This window comes from Paenibacillus sp. SER-28 (genome assembly GCF_052906305.1).
In genome coordinates, this window is sequence record NZ_JBRECM010000002.1 from 533,591 (window position 1) to 558,784 (window position 25,194).

Annotated in this window: 22 protein-coding genes; 20 read left to right on the forward strand and 2 right to left on the reverse strand. The window is 46.0% G+C overall.

The features are described 5' to 3' along the window. Positions 1-31: 31 nt before the first annotated feature. The 12 genes from purT to ACUYLD_RS07920 all read left to right on the forward strand — a co-directional run bounded on the left by purT (position 32) and on the right by ACUYLD_RS07920 (position 14,252). The gene (gene purT / locus ACUYLD_RS07865) at positions 32-1,216 is read left to right on the forward strand and encodes a formate-dependent phosphoribosylglycinamide formyltransferase (protein WP_446674728.1); all 1,185 of its coding nucleotides are present in this window, start codon (positions 32-34) and stop codon (positions 1,214-1,216) included. Next, entirely contained in the window at positions 1,209-1,670 is a 462-nt protein-coding gene (locus ACUYLD_RS07870) for a GNAT family N-acetyltransferase (RefSeq protein WP_250261153.1), read from the forward strand. Before purT ends, ACUYLD_RS07870 begins: the two co-directional genes overlap by 8 nt. Positions 1,671-1,877: 207 nt before the next feature. Beyond that, on the forward strand, positions 1,878-2,618 hold the full coding sequence (locus ACUYLD_RS07875; RefSeq protein WP_254328446.1) for a CAP domain-containing protein: 741 nt from the start codon (positions 1,878-1,880) through the stop codon (positions 2,616-2,618). A gap of 227 nt (positions 2,619-2,845) precedes the next feature. Next, positions 2,846-3,526 carry a TIGR00266 family protein gene (locus ACUYLD_RS07880; RefSeq protein ID WP_446674729.1) on the forward strand — a complete coding sequence of 227 codons (681 nt, stop codon included), beginning with the start codon at positions 2,846-2,848 and terminating at the stop codon, positions 3,524-3,526. 175 nt (positions 3,527-3,701) lie between these two features. Further along, the gene (locus tag ACUYLD_RS07885) at positions 3,702-4,652 is read left to right on the forward strand and encodes a GDSL-type esterase/lipase family protein (protein WP_446674730.1); all 951 of its coding nucleotides are present in this window, start codon (positions 3,702-3,704) and stop codon (positions 4,650-4,652) included. Beyond that, a complete protein-coding gene (locus ACUYLD_RS07890) occupies positions 4,649-5,725 on the forward strand; it encodes an ABC transporter ATP-binding protein (protein WP_061831573.1) in 1,077 nt (358 codons plus the stop codon). The genes ACUYLD_RS07885 and ACUYLD_RS07890 overlap by 4 nt, the downstream gene beginning before the upstream one ends. Further along, positions 5,718-6,707 (forward strand): ABC transporter permease, encoded by a 990-nt coding sequence (locus ACUYLD_RS07895; RefSeq protein ID WP_235309635.1) that lies wholly within the window; start codon positions 5,718-5,720, stop codon positions 6,705-6,707. Before ACUYLD_RS07890 ends, ACUYLD_RS07895 begins: the two co-directional genes overlap by 8 nt. A 98-nt stretch (positions 6,708-6,805) precedes the next feature. Next, a complete protein-coding gene (gene parE / locus ACUYLD_RS07900) occupies positions 6,806-8,785 on the forward strand; it encodes a DNA topoisomerase IV subunit B (RefSeq protein WP_028540692.1) in 1,980 nt (659 codons plus the stop codon). Between the two features lie 22 nt (positions 8,786-8,807). Then, positions 8,808-11,270, forward strand: a complete 2,463-nt coding sequence (gene gyrA, locus ACUYLD_RS07905) for a DNA gyrase subunit A (RefSeq protein WP_446674731.1) — start codon at positions 8,808-8,810, stop codon at positions 11,268-11,270. A gap of 275 nt (positions 11,271-11,545) precedes the next feature. Further along, positions 11,546-12,016 (forward strand): MarR family winged helix-turn-helix transcriptional regulator, encoded by a 471-nt coding sequence (locus tag ACUYLD_RS07910; protein ID WP_061831576.1) that lies wholly within the window; start codon positions 11,546-11,548, stop codon positions 12,014-12,016. 264 nt (positions 12,017-12,280) lie between these two features. Then, the gene (locus tag ACUYLD_RS07915) at positions 12,281-12,766 is read left to right on the forward strand and encodes a MarR family winged helix-turn-helix transcriptional regulator (protein ID WP_061831577.1); all 486 of its coding nucleotides are present in this window, start codon (positions 12,281-12,283) and stop codon (positions 12,764-12,766) included. Further along, positions 12,750-14,252 carry a DHA2 family efflux MFS transporter permease subunit gene (locus ACUYLD_RS07920; RefSeq protein WP_322171557.1) on the forward strand — a complete coding sequence of 501 codons (1,503 nt, stop codon included), beginning with the start codon at positions 12,750-12,752 and terminating at the stop codon, positions 14,250-14,252. The genes ACUYLD_RS07915 and ACUYLD_RS07920 overlap by 17 nt, the downstream gene beginning before the upstream one ends. A gap of 134 nt (positions 14,253-14,386) precedes the next feature. Here ACUYLD_RS07920 and ACUYLD_RS07925 read toward each other — a convergent pair whose 3' ends face one another. Both ACUYLD_RS07925 and ACUYLD_RS07930 read right to left on the reverse strand, forming a co-directional pair. Beyond that, positions 14,387-15,133 carry an RluA family pseudouridine synthase gene (locus tag ACUYLD_RS07925; protein WP_446674732.1) on the reverse strand — a complete coding sequence of 249 codons (747 nt, stop codon included), beginning with the start codon at positions 15,131-15,133 and terminating at the stop codon, positions 14,387-14,389. A 9-nt stretch (positions 15,134-15,142) separates the two neighbouring features. Next, positions 15,143-16,006, reverse strand: coding sequence for a class I SAM-dependent methyltransferase (locus ACUYLD_RS07930; protein ID WP_446674733.1), 864 nt, complete (start codon positions 16,004-16,006; stop codon positions 15,143-15,145). Positions 16,007-16,506: 500 nt separating this feature from the next. Between ACUYLD_RS07930 and ACUYLD_RS07935 the strand changes: the two genes are divergently transcribed. The 8 genes from ACUYLD_RS07935 (at position 16,507) to ACUYLD_RS07970 (ending at position 25,138) form a co-directional block, all read left to right on the forward strand. After that, positions 16,507-16,965, forward strand: a complete 459-nt coding sequence (locus tag ACUYLD_RS07935) for a flavodoxin (protein ID WP_069289771.1) — start codon at positions 16,507-16,509, stop codon at positions 16,963-16,965. Positions 16,966-16,985: 20 nt separating this feature from the next. Further along, complete coding sequence (locus tag ACUYLD_RS07940) at positions 16,986-17,798, forward strand: hypothetical protein (RefSeq protein WP_446674734.1); 813 nt, start codon at positions 16,986-16,988, stop codon at positions 17,796-17,798. A 356-nt stretch (positions 17,799-18,154) separates the two neighbouring features. Then, a complete protein-coding gene (locus tag ACUYLD_RS07945; RefSeq protein WP_061831582.1) occupies positions 18,155-18,808 on the forward strand; it encodes an HlyD family secretion protein in 654 nt (217 codons plus the stop codon). A 15-nt stretch (positions 18,809-18,823) separates the two neighbouring features. Beyond that, positions 18,824-20,341, forward strand: coding sequence for a DHA2 family efflux MFS transporter permease subunit (locus tag ACUYLD_RS07950; RefSeq protein WP_061831583.1), 1,518 nt, complete (start codon positions 18,824-18,826; stop codon positions 20,339-20,341). Positions 20,342-20,410: 69 nt separating this feature from the next. Beyond that, positions 20,411-21,877 carry an efflux RND transporter periplasmic adaptor subunit gene (locus ACUYLD_RS07955; RefSeq protein WP_069289769.1) on the forward strand — a complete coding sequence of 489 codons (1,467 nt, stop codon included), beginning with the start codon at positions 20,411-20,413 and terminating at the stop codon, positions 21,875-21,877. Between the two features lie 235 nt (positions 21,878-22,112). Then, on the forward strand, positions 22,113-22,955 hold the full coding sequence (locus ACUYLD_RS07960; protein WP_250261162.1) for an STM4015 family protein: 843 nt from the start codon (positions 22,113-22,115) through the stop codon (positions 22,953-22,955). Positions 22,956-23,022: 67 nt separating this feature from the next. Continuing rightward, positions 23,023-24,363 carry an STM4014 family protein gene (locus tag ACUYLD_RS07965; protein WP_446674735.1) on the forward strand — a complete coding sequence of 447 codons (1,341 nt, stop codon included), beginning with the start codon at positions 23,023-23,025 and terminating at the stop codon, positions 24,361-24,363. Next, positions 24,356-25,138 (forward strand): STM4013/SEN3800 family hydrolase, encoded by a 783-nt coding sequence (locus ACUYLD_RS07970; protein WP_061831587.1) that lies wholly within the window; start codon positions 24,356-24,358, stop codon positions 25,136-25,138. The genes ACUYLD_RS07965 and ACUYLD_RS07970 overlap by 8 nt, the downstream gene beginning before the upstream one ends. The last annotated feature ends 56 nt before the right edge of the window (positions 25,139-25,194 follow it).

Genomic DNA, 25,194 nt, shown 5'->3' on the forward strand with positions numbered 1-25,194 from the left:
AGCAATTTCGTCAGAGGGGGAAGAGTTCAAGATGTGGGGTGCTCCTTTTTCTGCCAAGGCTAAGAAGATGCTGCTGCTGGGTAGCGGCGAATTGGGAAAAGAAGTCATTATTGAAGCTCAGCGGCTTGGCGTGGAATGTATTGCTGTAGATCGCTATGAACTGGCTCCAGCAATGCAGGTGGCCCATCGCTCTCACTGTCTGGATATGCAGGATGCTGAGGCGTTGAAGGCACTAATTCGTAAGGAAAAGCCCGACATAATTGTACCTGAAATCGAAGCTATTGCTACGGGTGCTTTGGAAGAATTAGAGCAAGAAGGATTTCACGTATTACCAACGGCCCGTGCCGCCCGTCTTACGATGGACCGGGAAGGTATCCGCAGGCTGGCTGCCGAGAAATTACAGCTTCCGACTGCTGCCTATCGTTTTGCAGATAACTTTGAGCAGTTGCGGTCGGCGGTTCATGAGCTGGGCACGCCATGCGTGGTCAAGCCCTTGATGAGTTCGTCGGGTAAAGGGCAGTCTGTATGCAGGGCAATCGAAGATGCAGAATCCTGCTGGAATACGGCGCTGGAAGGCGCGCGTGCCAAAACAACACGTGTCATTGTTGAAGCTTTTGTCCCGTTTGAGAGCGAAATTACCTTATTGACCGTCAGATCGGTTTTGGGTACGACTTTTTGCCCACCGATTGGCCACATTCAGAAAGATGGGGATTATGTCGAATCCTGGCAGCCTCATGGTATGACGGACAAGCAGCTTTCGGAAGCGGAAGAGATTGCCCGTAGGATAACGGATGAACTGGGTGGTTACGGATTGTTTGGCGTAGAGCTATTTTTAACAGCTGATGGCGTCATATTCAGTGAAGTATCCCCTCGTCCGCATGATACAGGAATGGTGACCATGATTACGCAGGATTTGTCGGAATTTGCGCTTCACGTGCGGGCCATTCTCGGATTCCCGGTGCCATCCGTCACGCTGCTTACACCAGGAGCTTCAGCTACTTTGAAGGCAGAAGTGACTACGCGGGATTTCGTAATAAGCGGTCTGCATGATGCATTATTGCTACCCCGGACACAGGTGCGAGTGTTCGGGAAGCCTGAAACCAAGCCGGGACGCCGGATGGCTGTAGCGCTTAGCGCTGCAGAAGATGTGGAAACAGCACGGAAGACGGCCAAAGAAGCTGCTAATATGCTGAAAGTGGAGGTAAATCATGTCTAACAATGTGATGATTCCAGTACTGACAATTCGTTCCGTAGAGCTTGGCGATTGCGAAGCCGTAACTGGACTACTAAGAGAAGTCGGATACCCGATGACTTGTGGTGTAATGAAAGAAGTTATGGGAACAGCACAGGAGGACAGTCAAGCGAGTATGATGGTTGCAGAAATGGATGGTCGTGTTGTCGGAGTAATCGGCATGCATACGGCTCAAAGCTTGGCTTATCCTGATCCTGCCGTACAAATCACCATGCTGGTCGTGAGCGGGGAGTATCGCGGCGAGGGCATTGGCAAGCGCCTGGTGGCTTGTGGTGAGGAGTGGGGACGTGCGCAAGGATGCTATCATTTATTCATTACCGGAGCGAATAACCGCATCAAACAAGTAGAGGCCCGAGCTTTCTACAACCGAATCGGCTTTGAAAAGCAAGGCTACCGTTTCAGCAAAAAGCTTAGATAATCAGCCTATAACAAGACAATCTAATACTTGAAGCCTCACTACTTTAACTTAGTTCCGCATGGGTCAATTCCGAGCGGGGCTATTTTTTTTCCAACTTTTATACCATTGATCCTGCTATAAAACATGATATACTGCTAGAGTAAAGATTACAAAGTTGTAACCAGACGCGTTCACACCAAGGCATTTATACAACAAGGAGATGACGAAATGAAGAATATGTTGAAAAAAACACTGGTGATGGGAAGTCTTAGCGCCATTTTATCCGCAGGATTCATCGTTCCGGCATCAGCTTCACCAGCTGACGATTTGACTGCCCAACTGCAACAATGGTTTCAAAATAACGGATATACCGTCAATATGTCCAACGGGACGACTACGATAACAAAGACCGTAATTAAGGATGTTTCTGAAAAGGACAAGGCTAAAAACAAAACAGCAAATCCTTCATCCGGCAAACAAACAACAACCAAACAGGGTGGCCAAAAGGCTTCGCAGTCTGCTACCAAGCAACAGACTCAAAAACAAAACACAAACTCAGGCGCGGGTCAGTCTGCAGGTACGGATGCACAACTCAGCAAGTCCCAATTTGCAGCTGAGGTTGTAAAGCTTGTAAATAACGAGCGCAGCCAAAAAGGTCTCAAGCCCCTCGCATCGAATGCGAAGCTTACAGAAGTAGCCTTAGTCAAGGCGAAGGATATGAGTACGAACAATTACTTTTCCCATACATCACCGACCTATGGTTCACCATTTGATATGATGAAAAAATTCGGTGTAACTTATACGTATGCGGGTGAAAATATTGCTATGGGACAACAAACACCACAAGAAGTGATGAAAGCCTGGATGAACAGTCAGGGACATCGTGAGAATATTTTGAAGGCAGAGTTTACACAAATCGGTGTGGCTTACTACAATGGGTATTGGGTACAAGAGTTCACACGTAACTAAGTTGATAGTAAATACGTTCCCAACGTTATGTCGCTGCTACGAAAAGATAGTGACGTGACGTTAATCTAAAGACCCGCTGACACGTTCAGCGGGTCTTTTGGTGTCTCTTCATCCTCCAGTGGCATAACCATTGCTTTATACCAGAAAAGACATAAGGGACGTATTTATAGTATGATAGCAGCAAGTTGAATGGATAGCAGACTACTTATGGAAAGCCAGGTGAACAAATGAGCTACGAAATCGTGCATAAAGGTGCCTTTGCTATGCTCAAGATGCAGTTGAACCCCGGGGAAATGATTAAAGCAGAAATGGGAGCGATGGTTTCCATGTCTTCCAGTGTAGATATAAAGGGGACGGTAGACGGTGGACTGTTACGTGGCTTAGGCAGAATGCTGAGCGGAGAAAAATTCTTTTTTCAAGAACTGAGGGCAGCCCGGGGACCGGCTGAGGTGTTGTTAGCCCCTGCTAGTATAGGTGATGTACAAGCGGTGGAACTGGATGGCACGTATAGGCTGTTCGTCCAAAAGGACGGTTTTCTGGCTTGTACGGAAGGCATTGAGGTTAGCACCAAAATGCAAAACCTGATGAAAGGTTTATTCTCCGGTGAAGGTTTTTTTATCGTAGAAATCAGTGGTCGAGGTACGGTATTCCTGTCCTCTTATGGAGCCATTCATCCCATTTATATTGCGCCAGGAGAAGAGCGTATTATTGATAATGCTCATCTGGTGGCATGGCCGGATTATATGGATTATAAAATTGAAAAAGCATCTAAAGGCTGGTTGTCCAGCGTAACGAGTGGAGAAGCACTTGTATGCCGCTTTCGCGGTGAAGGAACGGTACTGATTCAAAGTCGAAATCCGGGCAGTTTTGGACAATGGATCAAAAGTTTTATCCCTGATAGCAAATAGTTTGATTCGTCTGATTAGAGATGAGAAGATCAACTGTTCGCACAAGAAAGTATAATATAAGGATGGTCATTTGCCATCCTTTTTTTGCATGTTCATGGGAAATTATATGTGACTCTAAGCATTTATTGCGCTTTTATTCCGAACGGTTTATTTGCAAAATGATATGAGAAGCTTTATGTTTATTTCACTAAGCTATCAGGAGGGAACACGAGTGAATTCATCAAAATGGATTTGGCGGTCTGTCGGTTCCGTTTCCATTGCCGCCACATTGCTATTATTGTACGGATTTATTACAGCAGTACAAAGTATCACGGCTCCAGAGCCAATGGTTAGCACTCAACCTGTACATTCCGGTTCATCGCAGACACAAACTGCGCCATCCGCTACTACTCAGACGGGAGAGTTTCGGGTAGCTGCCATTGGAGATTCGCTAGCCAAAGGCACGGGGGATGACTCCGGAAGTGGTTTTGTGCGTCGGTCGGTGAGCTTGTTAAATAATCAGGAAGGCCATAAGGCTCAGCTCATAAATAATCTGGGGATTAATGGACTGACGACTCAAGGACTATTGACCAAGCTGGATGAGCCTGGTGTTTCTTATGTGTTGAAAAAGGCTAACGTCATTATTGTCTCGATTGGCGGAAATGATTTATTTCAGGGAGCTCAGGCTGCCCAAACTGGCAAAGAGCCGCCTACACTTAGTGGTTTGCGTAAAGCTGTGCCTGATGCCGCCAAACGTCTGCAAAAAGTACTGACAAAGGTAGGGAAAATCAATCCGAATGCTAAAATTATCTATGTCGGATTATATAATCCATTCAGTGATCTGCCGGAAATGAAAATTCCAGGTAATCTTGTAGTAACAGAATGGAATCTGGCTGCCATGGCAATTACCAACCAAAACAGCAATATGACTCTGGTTCCAACTTTCGATTTATTCCAGCAAAATTTGCCCGTCTATTTATCATCCGATCATTTTCATCCAAACGGACAGGGCTATCAGGCAATCGCTGAACGTATCGCGCAAGGGTTTGCAGTTGCAAACACGAAGGATGCCGATAAAGTGGATAATGAACAACAGTCTACAAGTAGCCAACCCGCTGAAGTGAAAAAGGGAGGAAACAAGCAATGAGCATCCAATCTGCTGACAAGACCGGGGCTGGAAGTACCGAAAATTCGACATCAAGGGATGCATTGTCCAGTTTCCATTCCGCCAATCAGGTTGGCAGCGGAGGCAGAGACAGAAGCAATACCGAAACAGTTCTCTCTGTTCAGCACGTTAAGAAACGTATCAAACGCAAAATGATCATTCATGATGTCACATTCGACGTTCGTGCGGGTGAAATTTTCGGATTTCTTGGTCCTAATGGGGCTGGAAAAACGACGACTATTCGTATGCTGGTCGATTTAATTAAGCCTACGGAAGGGACGATTACCGTCTGTGGTCATAATGTAAATCGTGACCCTGAGCAGGCTTTACGGCATATTGGTTCTATTGTGGAAAATCCAGAGGTGTACAGCTACCTGACAGGGTGGGAGAATTTAGAGCATTTTGCCCGTATGCAGCCTGGTGTAGACGAGCAGCGTATCCGCGAAGTCGTTGAGCTGGTTCGGCTCGATCGCCGTATCCATGATAAAGTAAGTACGTATTCTCTCGGAATGCGCCAGCGCCTTGGTATAGCCCAAGCCTTGCTAGGTAGACCGAAATTACTCATTTTGGATGAACCGACGAACGGGTTAGACCCCAAGGGGATCAAGGAAATGAGAGCTTTTATCCGTTTGCTAGCGGCAGAAGGCATGGCTGTATTTGTTTCCAGCCATTTGCTCAGCGAAATCCAGCTGCTATGTGATCGGGTGGCAATTATAAGTCGGGGAAAGGTGCTAGCTGTAGGTGGTGTACGGGAACTGGTTGAGACGCATTCGCACATGGCCGTGTGGCAACTGGAGCCTCGTGATCAGGGTCTTGCCATATTGCAAAATTCTCCGCATGTGCAAATGATTACGAATGCCGATGAATTAATTGATGACAGCATTGTTGCAGGCAGCGGAGCCGATGCAATTTTTACAGAAATGGATGAAGAGCATATTGCGGAGCTGGTGACACAAATGACGGCTTCCGGTATTTCCGTTAAAGGTGTAACCAAAATCAATCCTACACTGGAGCAGCTATTCCTGAAAATGACGGAAGGTGAGATACTTGAATAACATTTTACCGCTCGTACAAAATGAAACGCTCAAAATTATCAAGAAGAAACGATTTTATGTCATTTTACTTGTTTTACTTGTGCTTGTGCCGATTTTTACGTACGCTCAGATGAAAGTGGCAGAAAACAATCGCGAAAAATTCGGCAATGATTGGCGGCTCGAACTACGTCAGGCCATTACCGATAACCAGAACTCGCTGGGCAGTGACCGGGTTCCCGAGGAATGGAAGACCTATCGTCGGGTTTTTGTGCAGCAAATGCAATATTATCTGGAAAATGACGTGAATCCTAATGAGCCGAGTGGCGTCACCTTTACCAGAGAGTTTATGGATAATTCCATAAATCTGTTCGTTCCGCTGTTGATTATGGCCATTGCCTCCGACTTGGTTTCTGGAGAACGGACGACAGGCACGATAAAAATGTTGCTGACTCGCCCAGTCAGGCGGTGGAAAATACTGCTGAGCAAGCTGTTGACATTGTATATGTTCGTCTCGCTCATCATTTTGGCTGTATTTATAATTAGCTATCTCATATCAGGCTTGTTTTTTGGTTTTCGCGGTTTTAATGTTCCGGTATTTACCGGATTTCAAATTGTTGGATCGACGGTGGATTTGTCTGCTGTACATGCGATTCCACAATGGCATTATCTGATGCTGCAAGCCGGATTGATCTGGTTTGTCAGTCTTGTGGTAGCTTCGTTAGCCTTTATGGTATCTGTCCTGGTACGAAGTACGGCGGCAAGTATCGTGGTCATGATGGCTGCGCTTATTTCGGGCACTATTTTGACAAACATGGCTTCATCTTGGCAGAGTGCTAAATATTTATTTATGGTTAACCTCGAATTAACCGATTATTTATCTGGAAGCCCCGCCCCGATTGAGGGAATGACCTTACCCTTTTCTTTAGCTGTACTGTGCATTTGGGGGGCTGCGGCATTGATTGTTTCATTCGCCGTCTTTACGAAACGGGATATATTGAATTAAAATGGACAAGGTAAAAGAAAACATCTGTTTGCATTTTTGGTGAAAATCATCAAGAATAAGGCAAAACACGGTTACGATTAGACAAAGGGGGAGCATGAATGGTCGACAAAATCGACTTGTCTGCGGGAGTATCCGGCACACAAAGCGGAGCTTCAGAATATGGCGCGGACGACATTCAAGTGCTCGAAGGGCTTGTGGCAGTTCGCAAACGGCCGGGCATGTACATCGGGAGCACCAGTTCTTCGGGACTGCATCATTTGGTATGGGAAATTGTAGACAACGCGGTGGATGAACATCTCGCCAAGTTTTGCTCTCGCATTGATATTACAATGCATAAGGACGGTTCCGTTACAGTATCAGACAACGGGCGCGGTATTCCTACAGGAATGCACAAAACGGGAATTCCTACGCCTCAGGTTGTATTCACCATTTTGCACGCCGGAGGTAAGTTTGGCGGTTCGGGATATAAAAAGTCCGGGGGTCTGCACGGTGTAGGTGCGTCTGTAACGAACGCTCTTTCGGAATGGCTTGAAGTAGAAATTTACCGGGACGGCAAGATTCACCGTCAGCGGTTTGAATATTGGCAGGACAAGAAGGGCGTGGAGCATGTCGGAGAACCGACCACAGGCCTTGAAGTGCTGGGCAATACTAACAAGACGGGCTCGAAAATTACATTTAAACCGGATATTCGTGTTTTTCAGGCAGGCATTCATTTTAACTACGATACGTTGGCTGAGCGCCTTCAGGAAATTGCTTTTCTAAATTCGGGCCTTCGTATTCAACTTAAAGACGAACGCAGCGGAAAGTCAGATGAGTATTTTTATGAGGGTGGCGCAAGTCAGTTTGTTGCTTTTTTGAATGAGGGCAAGGATGTGCTGCATGACGTTATTCACTTTAATGCCGAGAAAGAAGACATTGAAGTAGAGATTGCCATCCAGTACAATGCGGGTTATACAGAGACGATTGCTTCGTTCGTTAACTCCATTCCGACACGTGGCGGGGGTACGCATGAAACGGGATTCAAAACCGCTTATACTCGTGTCATGAACGACTATGCCCGCAAAACGGTGATGTTGAAAGAAAAGGATAAAAACTTGGAGGGCAACGATCTACGTGAGGGCATGATGGCTGTAATCAGTGTCAAGATGGCTGAAGTTGAATTTGTCGGCCAGACAAAGGATCAGCTGGGTAGCGCTTCGGCACGGAGTACAGTGGATGCCATCGTATCTGAGCAGATGCAGCGTTTTTTGGAAGAAAATCCGCAGATAGCACAAACTTTGATCAAGAAGGCAGTTCAAGCATCCAGAGCGCGTGAAGCTGCACGTAAAGCTCGGGATGAGATGCGTTCCGGCAAAAAGCGCAGTGAAAGTTCCAATTTGAATGGTAAACTGTCGCCTGCGCAGTCCAAGGATTTTACACGTAATGAGTTGTTTATTGTGGAAGGCGATTCAGCTGGAGGATCAGCCAAGCAGGGACGGGATTCCAAAATTCAGGCCATATTGCCGCTGAAGGGCAAGCCGATGAATCCAGAAAAATCCAAACTGGCGGATATTATGAAGAATGATGAGTACCGTGCTATTACAGCAGCTATTGGTGCGGGAGTAGGAACAGAGTTTTCGCTGGAAGACAGCAATTATTCCAAAATCATCATTATGACCGATGCAGATACAGATGGTGCGCACATTCAAGTGCTGTTGTTGACGTTCTTTTATCGGTACATGAAAGAGCTTATTGATGCAGGACGCATATTTATTGCTCAACCGCCATTGTATAAAATAACTCGAAAGTCGGGTAAGCTCGAAACGGTGCGTTATGCTTGGACTGACGAGCAGCTTGATAATTATTTAAAAGAATTTGGACGAAATTTTGAGCTTCAGCGCTATAAAGGACTTGGGGAAATGAACCCTGATCAGTTATGGGAAACAACGATGAATCCCGATTCACGCACCTTGTTACGCGTTCAGATAGAGGATGCAGCCAAGGCTGAACGCAGGGTGTCCACTTTGATGGGTGATAAGGTGGATCCGCGCAAGCGCTGGATCGTGGAAAACGTAGATTTCACGGAATACGTAGAGTAGTGCTATCAAAAGAGGTGTATACATGAGCTTATCGGAGCAGTTTTTGCCAGCTTTTCTGGAGGAAGTGGTCGGTGACCGCTTTGGCCGATATTCCAAATATATTATTCAGGATCGGGCGATACCCGATGTACGAGATGGATTAAAACCCGTACAACGTCGTATTCTGTATGCAATGTACGATTCGGGCAATACGCCGGATAAAGCATATCGTAAATCGGCCAAAACCGTTGGGGACGTTATGGGTAATTACCACCCCCACGGTGACTCGTCGATTTACGACGGCATGGTACGGATGGCGCAGCCTTGGAAAATGAGTCACGTGCTGGTGGATGGTCACGGTAACTGGGGCTCCCAGGATGATGATCCGGCGGCAGCAATGCGTTATACGGAGGCTCGTTTGTCTCCGATTGCAATGGAAATGCTGCGCGATATTGAAAAGCGTACGGTTTTGTTCAAGGACAATTTTGATAACTCGGCCAAAGAGCCCGTTGTGTTGCCGTCTCGTTATCCAAATTTGTTGGTGAACGGTTCCAGTGGGATCTCTGCGGGATTTGCAACAGAGATTCCTACACATAGTTTACGCGAAGTTATTGATGCCAGCATTGCGGTGATGGAAAAGCCCGAGATTGAGCTGGAAGAGATTATGACCTTTATTAAAGGTCCTGATTTCCCGACGGGTGGACTCATTATGGGTGGCGAAGGCATCAAGGACGCTTATCGCACGGGAAAAGGACGCATTTATATTCGTTCCAAAACGGAAATTCAGTCTTTGCGCGGAGGTAAGCAGCAGCTGGTCATTACCGAGATTCCGTATCAGATCGTCAAATCAAGGCTCGTAACCGCCATGGAAAATATCCGTCTGGAGAAAAAGGTGGAAGGGATTGCCGAGGTTCGTGACGAAAGTGGACGAAATGGTTTGCGCATCGTTGTGGAACTGAAGAAGGAAGCCGATGCGGAAGGGATTTTAGCTTATTTGCTGAAAAAAACCGACCTACAGGTGGCATATAACTTCAACATGGTAGCCATTGTGAACAAGGCGCCACATCAGCTTGGGCTGAAGTCCATTTTGGAAGCGTATATCGCCCATCAACGCGAAGTTGTCACTCACCGTATCCAGTATGAACTGGAAAAGGCAGAGGATCGTGCCCATGTGCTGGAAGGTTTGGTCAAGGCGCTGAACATTCTGGATGAGGTCATCGCAGCTATAAAAGCTTCCAAAAATCGCCAGGACGCACAAAATAATTTGCAATGGATGTTTGGTTTTAGCGAACGGCAGGCAGATTCTATTTTGACCTTGCAGTTGTACCGTCTCACCAATCTGGAAATCACCACGCTTGAAAAAGAACTGGGTGACATCCAGAAAAAAATCGCGCAATATCGTTCTATTCTGGAAAGTGATCGCAAGCTGATCAGCCTAATTCGCAAGGAACTGTTGGAAATTCGCGAAAAGTACGGCATTGACCGTCGTTCAGATATCCAGGGCGAGGTAGAAGAGATTAAGGTGAACCTGGAAGTCATGGTGGGAGCAGAGGATGTGTTGCTGACACTCTCAAAAGATGGCTATGTGAAACGTACAAGTATGTTGTCATTCACTCGTTCAGGCGGGGAACGTTCAAGTTCCGGTGTTAAAGAAGGGGATTACGTTACCCAATTGCTTGATGTGAATACGCTGGATGTATTGCTCGTCTTCACCCAGCGCGGACAATATTTTTTACTGCCTGTACATCAGGTGCCAGAGTATAAGTGGAAAGAGCCGGGCACACCAATTGTCAACGTCATTCCGTTATCGAAGGAAGATCGTATCGTAAGTGTTATTCCGCTCAAAAACATCGAGGAAATCGGCAAAAGTCTAGTATTTGTAACAAAGAAGGGCCAAGTAAAGCGTACAGAATTAAAAGAATATGCTACAAAACGTTCTAGTGCCGTAGCCGCCTGCAAAGTAGCAGGGGACGATGAGGTGTTATCGGTAACGTTGAGCGAGGGTGCCCGGGATATTATGCTGATTACCCGCGCGGGTATGAGTATACGCTTCAAGGAGCAAGAGGTTAATGCGATGGGTCGCGTATCGGCTGGTGTCAAAGGTATACAGCTAGCGGAAGGCGATGAAATTATCGCGGCGTTATGGGTAGAAGAGGATGAAGGAGAAGTGTTGGTGCTGACCGAGTCTGGTTATGGTAAGCGTACGCTTCTGTTGGACTATCCTACACAGGGAAGAGGCGGCAAAGGTATCACTACCTTTGAGTTCAAGGAAGGCAAACGAGTACGTTCGAATGGAACTCGAATCGTGGCTGCCTTCTATTGCCGTGAAGCTGTTCAATTATTTGCAATCACAGCAGAAGGACAAACGATGTCCTTCCTTTCGGAAAAGGCTCCTTTGACCGACCGAAAGGATACAGGCAAGCTGCTGGCTCCAGTGGAGAAGAAGGACGAAATTGTGAATGTGCTGTTGCGTAGTGAGCCGCAAGCTTCTCAGTCCATAGAATAATAGGAAAGTCAAGCGCTTATTAGCTCGAAAAAGAGAGGTCCTCTCGTGCCATTCCGGCACGAATGAGGACCTTTTTGCCGTCATGCTGTCGAACCCTGACCAGCCTTCAAAACCGAGGTGAGACTTCCTTCCCCTTTTCATTTGATGCTCCAAAAACGGCAGGAAACCGGGGCTGAATGGCGAAAATTTAATGTGATGAAATACAATCCGGACGGTGGCCCATACGGTAACTTTGATGCTTTTACTGACCCTGTTATCTAAAGGAGTGAGGCAAAATGCAAACGACCGAATTTGCGAAAATCTGGTCCAGAATGGCTAAGGATTATAAGGTTCATATGGAGCAGCAACTGGCTCCATCACTAACCGAAGCTCAACTTACGGTGCTGGAGGTTTTGAACGAATACGGCCGTATGAAACCGTCTCAACTAATCCCATATCTCGCCACCACACCAGCCGCGGTTACGATGCTGCTGGATCGGATGGAACGGAATCGATTGGTCACCCGTTTCAGAGACGTAAAAGACCGTAGAATTGTATGGATTGTCATTTCGGATCAAGGGAGAGAAGAAGTAGAGCGTGGATTACGAATACGGGATGATTTTCTGGGTTCTGCACTAAACCGAATTTCTCAGCACAATCAAAATTTGCTGGTTTATTTGTTGGGGAAAATTACAACGAAGGCGAAGACTTCAGTATCGGCAAGTGAGACTGAGGGAGTAAAGGAACCAATAGAGCGAGCAGAATAACTAGAATGGTGGCTACATGAAAAGTAGCTGTACGCAGCAGATTATCAATTTAAGGCAAATAGGAGTGCGCGGATGTAAATACCTATCGTGGTATTCATACCGCGCTTTTTTGTGTTGAAGTATAGGTGATATTTGGGTGAATGTTGACATTTACATAAGAGATGATAAAATAATAGTTATAAATAAATAACAATTCGTATACAAATAGTTGCTTGTTTATGTATATGGATTGTGAATTGGGTATTAGAAAGAAGGATGGTTTCAGTGAGTGACAGAGAGGAAGACAGACTTGAGGTGTACCGGATTATTCAATCGGTAAGGGAGGTTAACAAAACGATATTTTATGCCTTCTGGAATGAGGAGCAGCATTTGGATCTGACGGCCATTCAGCATATGGCTTTGGCAATTCTGAATAAACGCCCCAACATCGGGTTATCCGAGTTGGCAGACATAGCGCATGTGGGAAGCAGCTCTATGAGTGGGGTGGTTGACCGCTTGACCAAGGCGGGATATATTGCTCGCGGACGGCATGAGCATGACCGTAGATCCTTAGTGTTGACGCTTACGCCGGAAGGAAAAGATATCATGCAAAAAGTAGACACCATGTGGATGGAGCGCGTCTTGCCCATTCTGGACATCCCGAAGGAGCAGCTAGAGATGGTCCTGGATATCCATAAACAAATGATCATGAAATTAACACCGAAGGGAATGAATCAACTTGAGCAGTCCTCAAATGACACTACCAGGTAATGTACGCAGAGCACCCATTGTGGCCGCTCTGTTGATTGGCGCGATTGTAGCGATATTAAATCAGACGTTGATCAGTGTGGCTTTACCGAAAATGATGAGTGATCTGAATATAGATGCCAATATAGCTCAGTGGCTCAGCACGGGCTTTATGCTCGTGAATGGGGTATTGATCCCGGTGACCGCGTTCTTGATTGCTCGTTTCTCCACTCGTAAATTGTTTATTAGCGCGATGACTATTTTTTCAATCGGGACGCTGTTATGTGCTATAGCGCCAAGCTTCAGCATATTGCTGATCGGTCGGCTTATTCAGGCCGCGGGGGCAGGTATCATGATGCCCTTAATGATGGTCGTTATCTTGAACATCTACCCAATAGAGCGTCGTGGCCGGGCGATGGGGACCCTGGGGATTGCAATGGGTTTTGCTCCAGCCATTGGGCCAACCTTATCCGGTTATATAGTACAGCATTATGACTGGCGGGTATTGTTCTGGATCATCCTGCCGATATCAGTAATTTCAATTGTGATCGGATTTATTTTTCTGAAAAATGTAACGGAGCAGTCCAAGCCAAAGCTGGACATTCCCGGCATCATTTTGTCTACGCTCGGTTTCGGTGGACTGTTATACGGCTTTAGTGATGCAGGAACATCAGGTTGGGGAAGTATTCCAGTCCTGTCTACGCTTATCGTTGGGACAATTGCGCTTATTTTGTTTATTGTTCGCCAACTGAAGGCAGATGAGCCTATGCTGGAGTTCCGTATCTTTAAATACGATGTGTACAGCTTGACGACAATCATTAATGTGATTGTGACGATGGCTTTGTACGCCGGTATGATATTACTTCCGATTTATTTGCAAAATATTCGGGGTTTTACACCGCTCCAGTCCGGTATGCTGATGTTACCGGGAGCGATTCTGATGGGGCTCATGTCTCCTGTAACGGGAGCTATTTTTGACCGAATCGGAGCTCGCTGGTTGTCTGTAATTGGCTTGCTGATCATGGCTATAACGACTTGGGAATTTACAAGGTTGACCGAAACAACCACCTATATGACACTGTTAATTAATTATACGGTGCGGATGTTCGGGATGTCGTTGCTGATGATGCCGATCCAAACGGCCGGGTTGAATCAGCTTCCGCAACGATTGAATGCACATGGTACGGCAATGAGTAACACGCTGCGTATGATTTCCGGCTCGATTGGGACAGCAATTCTGGTGACAGTGATGTCCACACAAAGCAGCAACCGCTTGACATCGATTGTTACGTCTGAGGGACTAAGCGTGACGGATAAAGCGGGGATGCTGGCTGCAGGTAATCAAGCCACGATTTATGGGATTAATTCGGCTTTTATTATTGCAACAGCGTTGAGTGTGGCCGCTCTGATTTTAGCATTTTTCATCAAAAATACGAATGCACAAAACGCCCAACCCCGTCAACAACTGGTAAACAGCAAGAAAGGGCAGTCCGTGGCTTCCTCATCATAAAAGGATGAGATGACGCATTAATTTAATTTTCTGCAAAAAAAGAACCTGGAATGCATGTTTGTTCACATGCGTTGCAGGTTCTTTGTGCAAATGGGGTCGAAGATCGATATTCAGATAGAGCAGGGCTTTCCGATTCAAATTTCAGACGTAATCATATTCTCATAAAGCGACCTTGGCCATTCATTCCATGGAAATTGGACAGGAGGTAACGAGTGAAATATCATATCGTCCTTGCTAACCGGATGCGGTGCTCCAGCGAGTAAGGACCAGAGCGCCAGCTGTTGACCGGGTCGGCTCAGATGACCGCCATATTTTTGGTCACCGTAGAGGGGACAGCCGATCGCCTGCATTTGCACACGAATTTGGTGTGAGCGTCCGGTGTGCAACTTAATCTGTACGAGACTGAGTCCATCTGCTTGTCCGATCACGTAGTATTCCAAAATGGCTTCTTTCGCACCAGCTGTGCCAGGCCGAACCGTTTGGACCGTGTTGGTTCGGCTATCCTTTAGCAAGTAATGGGTTAGACGGCCCTGTGGATCCGTCGGAACGCCATTCAGAACTGCGGTATACAGTTTGTGAAAATGACGACTTCGTACCGACTCTGACAGGCGAGAAGCAGCTTTGGACGTCTTAGCAAAAATCATGGCCCCACCTACAGGCCGATCCAGTCTGTGAACTAAGCCCAAAAAAACGTTACCAGGCTTATTGTGTCTGATTTTTAGATCTTCCTTGAGTAAAGACAACAGATCAGGATCACCACTGGCATCCTCTTGTGTTGGAACATTGACAGGCTTTACAACTGCCAAAACATGATTGTCCTCATATAGGACAGGAATGTTCGGCTGTGCATGCTCATGCCGGGTAAGTTCATTTTGAGTCATAAGAGGAATTTAAGCCTCCCAGCGTCCGAGAATACCACAAGGCAAATTCAATCCCGAGCGTGTGATCGGCAATCCGATTTCACCAGCGCTAATTTGTCCGCCGTACTTTTGTTGCATGGTCATGCTCAGCATGTTGCGCAATACAGTAGGCGAAATACCTGTAGTATAGGAGTTAATCAGCATGAACAGCGGTTGATCCGAAATGATGCTCATGCAGGATTCGAGAAACGGGTATAAGCTTTCTTCAAGCTTCCAAGTTTCTCCGTTCGGTCCGCGTCCGTAAGAAGGGGGGTCCATGATAATGGCATCATAACGGTTGCCCCGACGTTGTTCCCGTTGCACGAACTTGAATACGTCATCCGTAATGAAGCGTACCGGACGGTCAGCCAGACCAGACAATTGAACGTTTTCCTTTGCCCACTGTACCATGCCTTTGGCGGCATCCACGTGAACTACACTGGCTCCAGCATACGCAGCAGCAGTAGTGGCTCCTCCCGTGTATGCAAACAGGTTCAGTACGGAAATCGGTCTGCCTGCGCCTTTGATTTTATCCATCATCCAGCTCCAGTTCGCTGCTTGCTCCGGAAAAAGACCGGTATGCTTGAAGCTGGTCGGTTTAATGTGGAATTTAAGCGGTCCATAGCTAATTGTCCAGCGCTCGGGGATAGGTTTTTTCATATCCCAGTTGCCGCCACCGGAGGAACTACGGTGATAATGCCCATGAACATTACGCCATTCGGCTGTTTCCTGGGCCAAAGGCCATATGATTTGCGGATCGGGACGACGCAAGACAATATCACCCCAACGTTCCAGTTTTTCACCACTGCCTGTATCCATTACTTCATAGTCTTTCCACTCTTGTGCTACATACATGTACAATCCATCCTTCAGCAGTCAATTCAGGATTCAGGCAGCAAGCTGCACAGAAATCCCCATATGGAGTCTATTGTACAACAAACCTCAGCAACAATCGAATGATTACATAAATAAGTAAGTAGTCAAATGGTCTAAAATATTTTTTCTCGGATGTACTTGTAATTATAGCGCTTCCATATTAAAATGAAATCAATCCCACTTGTACGTACAACAATCCGTTTTTTTATTATAATAATGAAAAATGGATTGAATTGTACGTACATAATATTTTTTATCAACACAGCTTAAATTCTCCTTAATTAAACAAGGCTCTAATTTAATGTGCTTATCCATAGAGTTTATCAGCCAACAGTCGCATGTAATGCGGCTGTTTTGCGTATATCTCCCCAAGATTAAAGCTAGTTTTTGAAATTAATATTTGACAATGAGAATCATTATCAAATATTATTTGAGTAACAGGGAGTGAAAGCATCCCATATTTCAAATAAAGGTGAGGGATGAACTTGGGTAAAATCATGATTGCTTATGCCAGTTTGACCGGTAATACAGAGGAAATTGCGGAATTGATCGCCGAGGGTGTTCGTCAGGCAGGGCATGAGGCGGAGTTGAAGGCTTCGTATGATTGCAGCGCGCAAGAACTGCTTGCATATGACGGGTTCCTACTGGGTGTATATACATGGGGAGATGGTGAGCTTCCTGATGAATTTTTGGATTTTTACGAGGAACTAGACGAACTTGATTTGTCTGGTAAAAAGACCGCAGTATTTGGCAGTGGAGATACATCTTATACGCAATTCTGTGGCGCAGTGGACTTGGTAGAGGAAAAAGTCAAAGAACGCGGCGCATCGGTCATTCAAGAGAGTCTGAAGATTGAATTCAATCCATTGGATGATGACAAGGAGAATTGCCGAGCTTACGGAAGACAATTTGCACAGGCTGGTATTGAAGTGTCCTGAGAAGAGAGTGAGGGATAGGTATGCGCAATAGCGATAGCTTAAGCGGCTTTCCTCTTCTGCACGACTATCAGCTAGAGGAGATGTGGAGAACTCCACAGCCAATCCGTCAATCACAGAGGAAAAGAGGGCGTGAGGGCTGGAATTGGCGGCAACGGGTTCAATATGCAGTAGGGCATGCGCTCAACGAATACTTTGGAATGGAAGTAAAGGTACGGCGGGAAGTCCCTGTCCAGTATGTGCTGGAGAAATGGTGGCCCAAGCAGTCAGACAACTTTGAATCTTTGTTCCATTATTGGGATGTCAAAAATAAAGTGTCAGGTGAGTTGTCAAAAATTTGTGGCTTAAATAATGACTTGATGGTGCCTGTGATGCTGTATGAACAATTTTGTACGTCTGTGCCTGAGTTAGAGGTCAATATTTCGCTTATTGTTCAGGCTGCTTGGCAACTATCAGCAGAAGCAGATTCCCTGCTCATTCAAAAGTACATCGTTGACTATAATCCTAACGTTGTCAGTACATTCCAACATATGACAAATGTATTTTGTTATTATGCATTTGGAGCTCTTCCTCAGCTTATTGAGGTATACTGTCTGCTGGAAGGCAAAAAGGTTCGCTTCATTCCGGGACCTGCTTCTTTACAGCAATCTCTGGATTACGTACGGCTATTACGGGATTCCAAAGAGGATGTACATGGGACGGCAGAACGCTGCCGTTGCGGGGGGTGCATAGGGGAGCAAGTTTCTCAGGGAAACAGAATGAATAAGAACACGAAGGAAGGGCAGGAGGCGAAAAACTGCAAACAACGGTCAGCTGTACCTACGCCTTTCTCTTAACGTTACTGTGTAACCCTTTAATTGTAAACTATCCCTTTTCGTGAAAGAACCTTGGAAACAAGGTTCTTTTTTATGAAAAAAAATTATGAAAAAACTGAAAATTTATGTTGCCTGAATAGATAAATATATCTATAATATTTCAATGTACAATAGTTATATGAAAATATTTAAATATAAAAGGCGGTTTGTGGACCATGGATCAGATTGTCCTATGTACATAAGATAGTCCTGTCTTTTGCATGGAATGTTGCCATGTGTTTATTTACGTTCTCTATTTGGTTTAATGGCCTAATATTTCAATTTTAAAATATTAGCGTTGAATAATAAAAATTTTTTGGACAACAGGGGTGGAAGAAGTGAGTAAGAAAACTGTATTGCCAATCCTCATTGTACTGCTCATTCTGAGCGGTGGAGCTATTGGCTACTATTATTGGTATCAAGCAACACACTTTGTTAAAAGTGACGATGCGCGCATTCAAGCTGATCAATATAAGGTAATGCCGCAAATCTCTGGAGAAATTAGCCACATTGATGTGGAAGAAGGAGATGTTGTTCAGCGTAATGAACCGATTGCCGAGCAGGATGTATCGGGGCTGGATGCGAGCATGATCAGCAAGTCCGTACTGCGCGCGCCGATCAACGGAACCGTCATTAAGATTTATTCGAAAGAGCATGAAATCGGATCGCCGGGTAGTGCTGTTGCAACTATGGTGGATATGAACAGCTTGTACGTATCTACGAATATTGAAGAAACTGATATTAACCGTATTAAACCAGGACAGCTTGTTGATATTACGCTTGATGCAGCAGGTGACCAGGTGATTCAGGGTAAAGTTCGTAAAGTGGGCGAAGCCTCCAACGCCGTGTTCTCACTCGTTCCTGCAGTGAACACAAGTGGTAACTTTAACAAGGTGACTCAGCGTGTGCCTGTAGAGATTGCTGTGAACAAGCCGAAGGATCTGAAGCTTATTCCTGGAACGAACGTGGAAGTAAAAATTCATACACCTTAAAAAGGAGGGGTCCATGTGGCTGCCAATGATATTGCTGCTGCTCCTTCGACAGATTCTTCCAAAGAACGCTGGCTTGCCTTTTTCGCTATCGTTTTAGGCGCCTTTGTCGCCATTCTGAACAACAGTCTGATCAATGTCGCCATTCCTAGATTGACGACAGATTTAGGATCTACGACGACACGTATTCAGTGGGTTATTACAGGTTACACGCTTGCATCTGGTGTAATCGTACCGATTACCGGATATATGGAGCAGCGCCTCGGATACAAAAAGTTTTTGATTCTTGCGCTCAGCGTATTTTCGCTGGGAACGGGAATATGTATTTTTGCATGGAGTGATTCTTCCCTGATCGCAGCACGGGTGCTGGCTGGTCTGGGTGGTGGTGTTATTATGCCGCTGAGTATGACGATTATTTACAAAATTATGCCGCGTGAACAAATCGGTATGTCCCTTGGTATATGGGGGATCGCCGCAATGGCAGCGCCGGCTGTAGGGCCTACGCTCAGCGGATATTTAATTGAGTGGTTTAACTGGCGATTCTTGTTTATTGTCAGTGTGCCAGTTGCTTTATTTGCAATTTTAATGGTTATTCTTCTAATCAAAGAACCGCCTAAAGTAGAGCCGAAGCCGTTTGATCTACCGGGCTTTTTGCTGGCGGCAACTTGTGCCGGAACACTCTTGTACGCATTGACAAACGGCCAGCGTGATGGCTGGACTTCTTTTGGAATTGTATCCCTGCTGTTTATTGCTTTCTGGGCACTTGTTTTTCTGATCTATGTAGAAAGCGGCAAGGATAATGCTGTAATTGAAATCTCATTATTCAAGAATTCAAAGTATACGATTAGTGTAATTGCCTCTAGTCTGGTCATGATGGGGATGTACGGAGGAACGTTCCTAACACCGTTGTTTTTGCAAAATATCCAGCGTGTGTCACCGATTGATACCGGTATTATCCTCATTCCACAGGCCATTGCCATGGCGGCTATGATGCCTATTGCCGGGAAGCTGTTCGATAAGTTCGGCATTGTGCCTTTGGGACTTGTGGGCCTGACGCTAACCAGCTTTATGACCTATCATCTTCACCAGCTTACGCCAGATACTTCGCATGCCTGGTTGGAAACCGTAATGGCATTACGGGGTCTGGGAATTGGTATTTGCATGATGCCATTATCCACGGTCGGCATGAATGCCGTTCATCCGAGCAAGGTAGCCAATGCGTCTACAGCGTCCAATCTGGTACGTACTGTGGCTGCATCTATGGCGATTGCGGTGCTAACCGCCATTATGCAAAGCCGTTCGGCTGCTCATGCCCAGCAAATTTCGGAGTCCATTACACCAGACTCGGCTCATACGCTACAAGCGACATTGGGCAGCTCATGGATGTCATCCATAAGTAGTTTAATCACACTGGATGCTACATCAAGAGGAATTGGGGATACGTTCCTCATTTCATCCATACCGCTGTTTTGCACAATTCCACTCATCTTTTTGTTTATTCAGAGGAAGAAAGCAAAGACACAGCCGGAAGCTTAATAAGAGAAGTACAAAATATCGACTGGATGACTTACATTATTTCCACGGACAGAAAGAAAGGGAATTATCATGAAAATATTGAGAGTAGAAAGTACATTAGCGGCTTTAGTGCTCGGCGGCGCAGTGCTGGCAGGCTGCTCCAGTAATAGCGGGGCGGCTCAGGACATGGTCGTTCCGGTTAAAATCAGCCAAGCACAGCAAGGCATCATCGGACAGGGAAATATTTATACAGGAACGGTAACACCTTCGGAGACGGTGAACATTGTGCCTAAAGTGGGCGGTAAAGTGGTTGAGCTGCCTGTGGATATTGGCTCCGAGGTTAAAAAGGGTCAAGTACTGTTCAAGCTTGATGATAAAGACATGCGGAATAATGTTGCGAAAGCTCGCGCCGCAGCAGCTGCGGCAGCAGCCGGAGTAAGCACCGCTCAAGCATCCCACGAATCTACGATGGTTCAAGCAAACTCGGGCTTAGTGCAGTCCAAGAGCGGCGTGATTCAATCCCAAAGTGCAATCAATCAGGCACAGGGGGCTATTAATCAAGCTACTACAGCCGTAGAACAAGCAACACATGGTGTCTCCTCGGCAGCCAATACGGTGAAACAAACGCAGCAAGCTTTGGCAGATGCACAGAAGAATGTAACACGTACACAAAGTCTATTTGATGCAGGTGCGAGCACTCAAGCACAATTAGAACAAGCCAAAACAGCAGTTGTGAATGCGGAAGCGGCTTACAATAATGCACAAAATGCGCAGGCTAATGCACAAGATCAGTTGGTAGCTGCGCAGAAGGCCTTGACTACAGCTCGCAACAGCTATGATTCAGCAAAAAATAGCTACAGTAATGCTAATAGTGGATACAGCAATGCACAAAACCAACTCAAAGTATCTCAAAATACTGCGGTCATCGAGTCCAGCCAACAATCTCTTAAGCAGGCTCAGCTGAATGTAAACATTGCTCAGGATGCATTGGATGACACCGTTGTTACATCACCGATTAATGGTATTGTGGGTACGAAAAATGCAGAAGTGGGCGAAATGGTATCCGCTCAATCTCCTGCGCTGGTCATTGCGAATCTGAGTACGGTCAATACATTAATCTATGTTCCAGCGGAACAGATCAACAATGTAAAAGTAGGTGACAAGGTACAGGTTCGTGTTGCAGCTTCCAACATTGTAACAACAGGTACAGTTAAAAATGTAAGCCCGTTGGATGCAAGTGGAAAAGGCTATCCTGTAAAAATCTCAGTTGCGAATCCAGACACAAAACTGAAATCCGGCATGTTGGCTGATATCAGCTTTGTCGCTGCCAATGCACAAGAAGGCATTGTGGTTCCTACTGCGGCAGTTCAAAAGGATCAAGGTAAAGAATATGTATATGTTGTAAACGGAGACCATGCGAAACGTAAGGAAGTGAAGACTGTTCAGACGGCAGGTTCACAAACACTCGTTACCAGTGGCTTGAGCAATGAGGAGAATGTGATCGTGAATAATCTGGCATTGCTGTCCGATAACTCACCGATTACAATTAGCCAATAATTTGGTTCTAGAATTACTACTATATAATAGTAGAAGTTTATTATAGACATATGCGCAAGACAGCCTGCTTAGTGGGCTGTCTTGTTTTGATTTCATTGAGCACATTTTACATAGGACTGATGTCGATTTAGGACTATTTTTGACGAACATTGGTAGAATAGGATAGACTAAATTGGAAATAGATAGTTTTCAAGCTTTATTACATTCTCAGATAAATGATCGGAGGAATTGTAAGATGGAAGTAAAATTGGTAGTGGATTTTGAAGCTTATGAGAATGGCCAAACGATGGCTAAATTGCTTGAGGAACTGGCAGCCAAGCCGGAGAGCGCGGAAGTTACGGATCTGATCATTGGAGATTGGGGTGGAGCCTATGAGAGCTCACCAGATGATTTCATCCCAGTGTTAGTGAAGCTTAAAGATCATTTCCCTAAGTTACGCAAGCTGTTTATTGGTGATATGGAATATGATGAGTGTGAGGTTTCATGGATTAACCAGACGAATCTATCCCCGTTATTAGAAGCGTTTCCAGCGTTGGAGTCCTTTCATATCAAAGGAAGCCAGGACCTGAGTCTGGAACCACTTCGTCATAACAACCTTCAGGAATTGGTTATTATTTGTGGCGGCCTGCCAGTGAGCGTTCTTCAGCAAATACACAATGCAGAACTGCCTGAACTGCGCAAGCTGGAACTGTATTTGGGTGTCGATAACTATGGTTTTGATGGTAACCTGAAAGATGTTTTGCCGTTTTTGAATAGCAATCCTTTCCCCAAACTTACATACTTGGGACTGAAAGATAGTGAAATACAGGATGAAATTGCAATTGCAGCAGCTAATGCCCTTGTGATTGGACAACTGGAAGTGCTGGATCTCTCACAAGGTACATTGTCTGATAAAGGTGCAGAAGCGCTGCTGGCTAGTGAAAGTATAAAAGGGCTGAAGCATCTGGATTTGAGCTATCATTATATGTCTAGTGAAATGATGCAACGTTGGAAAAGCTCGGGTCTATCTGTGAACGTGGAAGATCAACAAGAAGCGGATGAGGAAGATGATTGGCGTTATCCATCACTGACTGAGTAATTTGTACATCTGGATTTCTAAAACGGACTGTTTTCAAAATTAATATGATCTAAAGTGAGGCGGCTCTATGGTTAGAATGTCAGACTGTAATGTCAGCGAGCCGTTTATTTTGTTCGGTAATCCGGGGAATCGTCGAACTACCGGGCTGCAGGAGGCGCGAAGCAGATTAATGCTTCTACCCGCTCTGGAGGTTTCCTATAAGAATGTGCTGGAAGCTATTCGGCAGAAACAAGGTCTGAGCGAGCTGATGGCGCGAATAGCTGCGCGAGCTACGCATGATAGCGTGAATGGCAGTTCCTTTGTGCAAGAGAGCATTGATCAGTTACTGGCGGGGCAGATGAACAGTGGTCCGATGCTTCGTCTGGATGCACCGGGCGAAAGCTTTGAGGTAGAGCGTGAGTTGATTGCTCTGGGCGCCTCGGATGGTGAGGGAGACGATTCTCTGTTGCCATGGCCCGAATGGACACAAGGCACAAGTATATCGGCGGCAGAAGCCCGACGTCTCCAGGAGCAGCACGGTCGTATTTGGCACCCGGCACAATGGTTCCGGGGCTATTGCCGTCTGCTGGCCTGGCTGCGGGATGAAGTGGCTCTGCTCTGGCCCTCGTCATACTGGATGAACGATCCGGCGGAAGTGGCCGTGATGTTCGACAAACGGCGTTGTAGCGCTGATTTAAGCAAGGCAGATATAAGAGTCCCGCCAGTGCTTGCATCTTCAGGTGGTGCATTTCATGATGTTGTCGATCTGCACACGGCAATAAAGGAGAGCGGGTTTCACCGCGTATTTGTGAAAATATTTTGTGGGTCTGGTGCTTCTGGTGTCATGGCCTATCAGGTACATCCCCATACACACGCGGAACTGGCGGTGACCACGATTGGAACGGAAATCATACGCGGACAGCGCGTGTATTATAATGCCGGACGATTGCGTCGTTATACGGACAAGCAGGACATTCATGCTATCCTTAACTGGCTATGCCTGGAAGGGGTACATGTAGAGCGCTGGATTCCCAAAGCGACCCTGAACGGGCGTGTTTATGATGTGCGCCAACTCGTGTGCGGATCAGAAGCTTGCCATGCGGTTTTACGTTTGAGCCACAGCCCCATTACGAATTTGCATTTGCGTAATGAGCGGCTCTCGCTGAAGGAAGCCGGATTACCACAGAATACGGTGGAATCGATCCAGCTTACGGCGAAAGCCGCTATGAGTGTTTTTCCAGCCTCCATGGTTGCTGGACTGGATGTGCTGGTTCCGGCTCATGGCGGTCGTCCCTATGTATTGGATGTTAATCCGTTCGGTGATTTGCTGTACCGGGTTGAGCATCAGGGGTGGAATCCGTATGAATGGGAAATGCAGCACCTCGCTAATAGGAGCGTGGGTACGGAAAGGAAAGACAGATATGATTGATATGAACCAAATTGTCGGCTCTCATGATATTGTCATGATTACGCTTGATACTCTGCGTTATGATGTAGCAAAGCTGGAGGAAGAGAACTGTCCGAATTTGTGCGGCTCCGGGTCGTGGGAAAAGCGTCATACACCGGGTAGCTTTACCTATGCTGCACATCATGCTTTTTTTGGCGGATTTTTGCCGACTCCAGCGAATACAGATAAGACTTCACATATCCGTCTGTTTCACACAAAGGATACGGGACTGCGTACGCATCCACATACCTGGCTGTTCGATGCCCCGGATATTGTGTCCGGGCTAGAGGGTGAAGGTTATCGCACCATCTGTATCGGCGGCGTTATTTTTTTCACGAAGAAAAATAAGCTTGCCAAAGTGCTGCCAGGGTATTTCCAAGAAAGCTACTGGCGTATGAACTTTGGCGTTACCAACCCCCGTTCGACGGAGCATCAGGTGAATCATGCTCTGAAACTGTTGGGGAATACAGACCCGTCACAGCGCTTGTTTTTGTTTCTGAATGTATCAGCGATCCATGGGCCTAATCATTATTTTGTGAAGGGCTCAGCTAAAGATTCAGTGGAGTCTCAACGAGCAGCCTTGCGGTATGTGGATGGTGAACTTGGACGTTTGTTTGATGCTTTACGAAATCGGGGCAAGACGTTTTGCATGGTTTTTTCCGATCATGGTACAGCTTATGGGGAAGACGGCTATGAAGGACATCGTCTGGCGCATGAGGTAGTCTGGAATGTGCCTTACCGCGAATTTATATTATAAAGCAAATAGAAATATAGATTGCACTAGTAAAATATTAAGAAATCAATCCAGCGCGA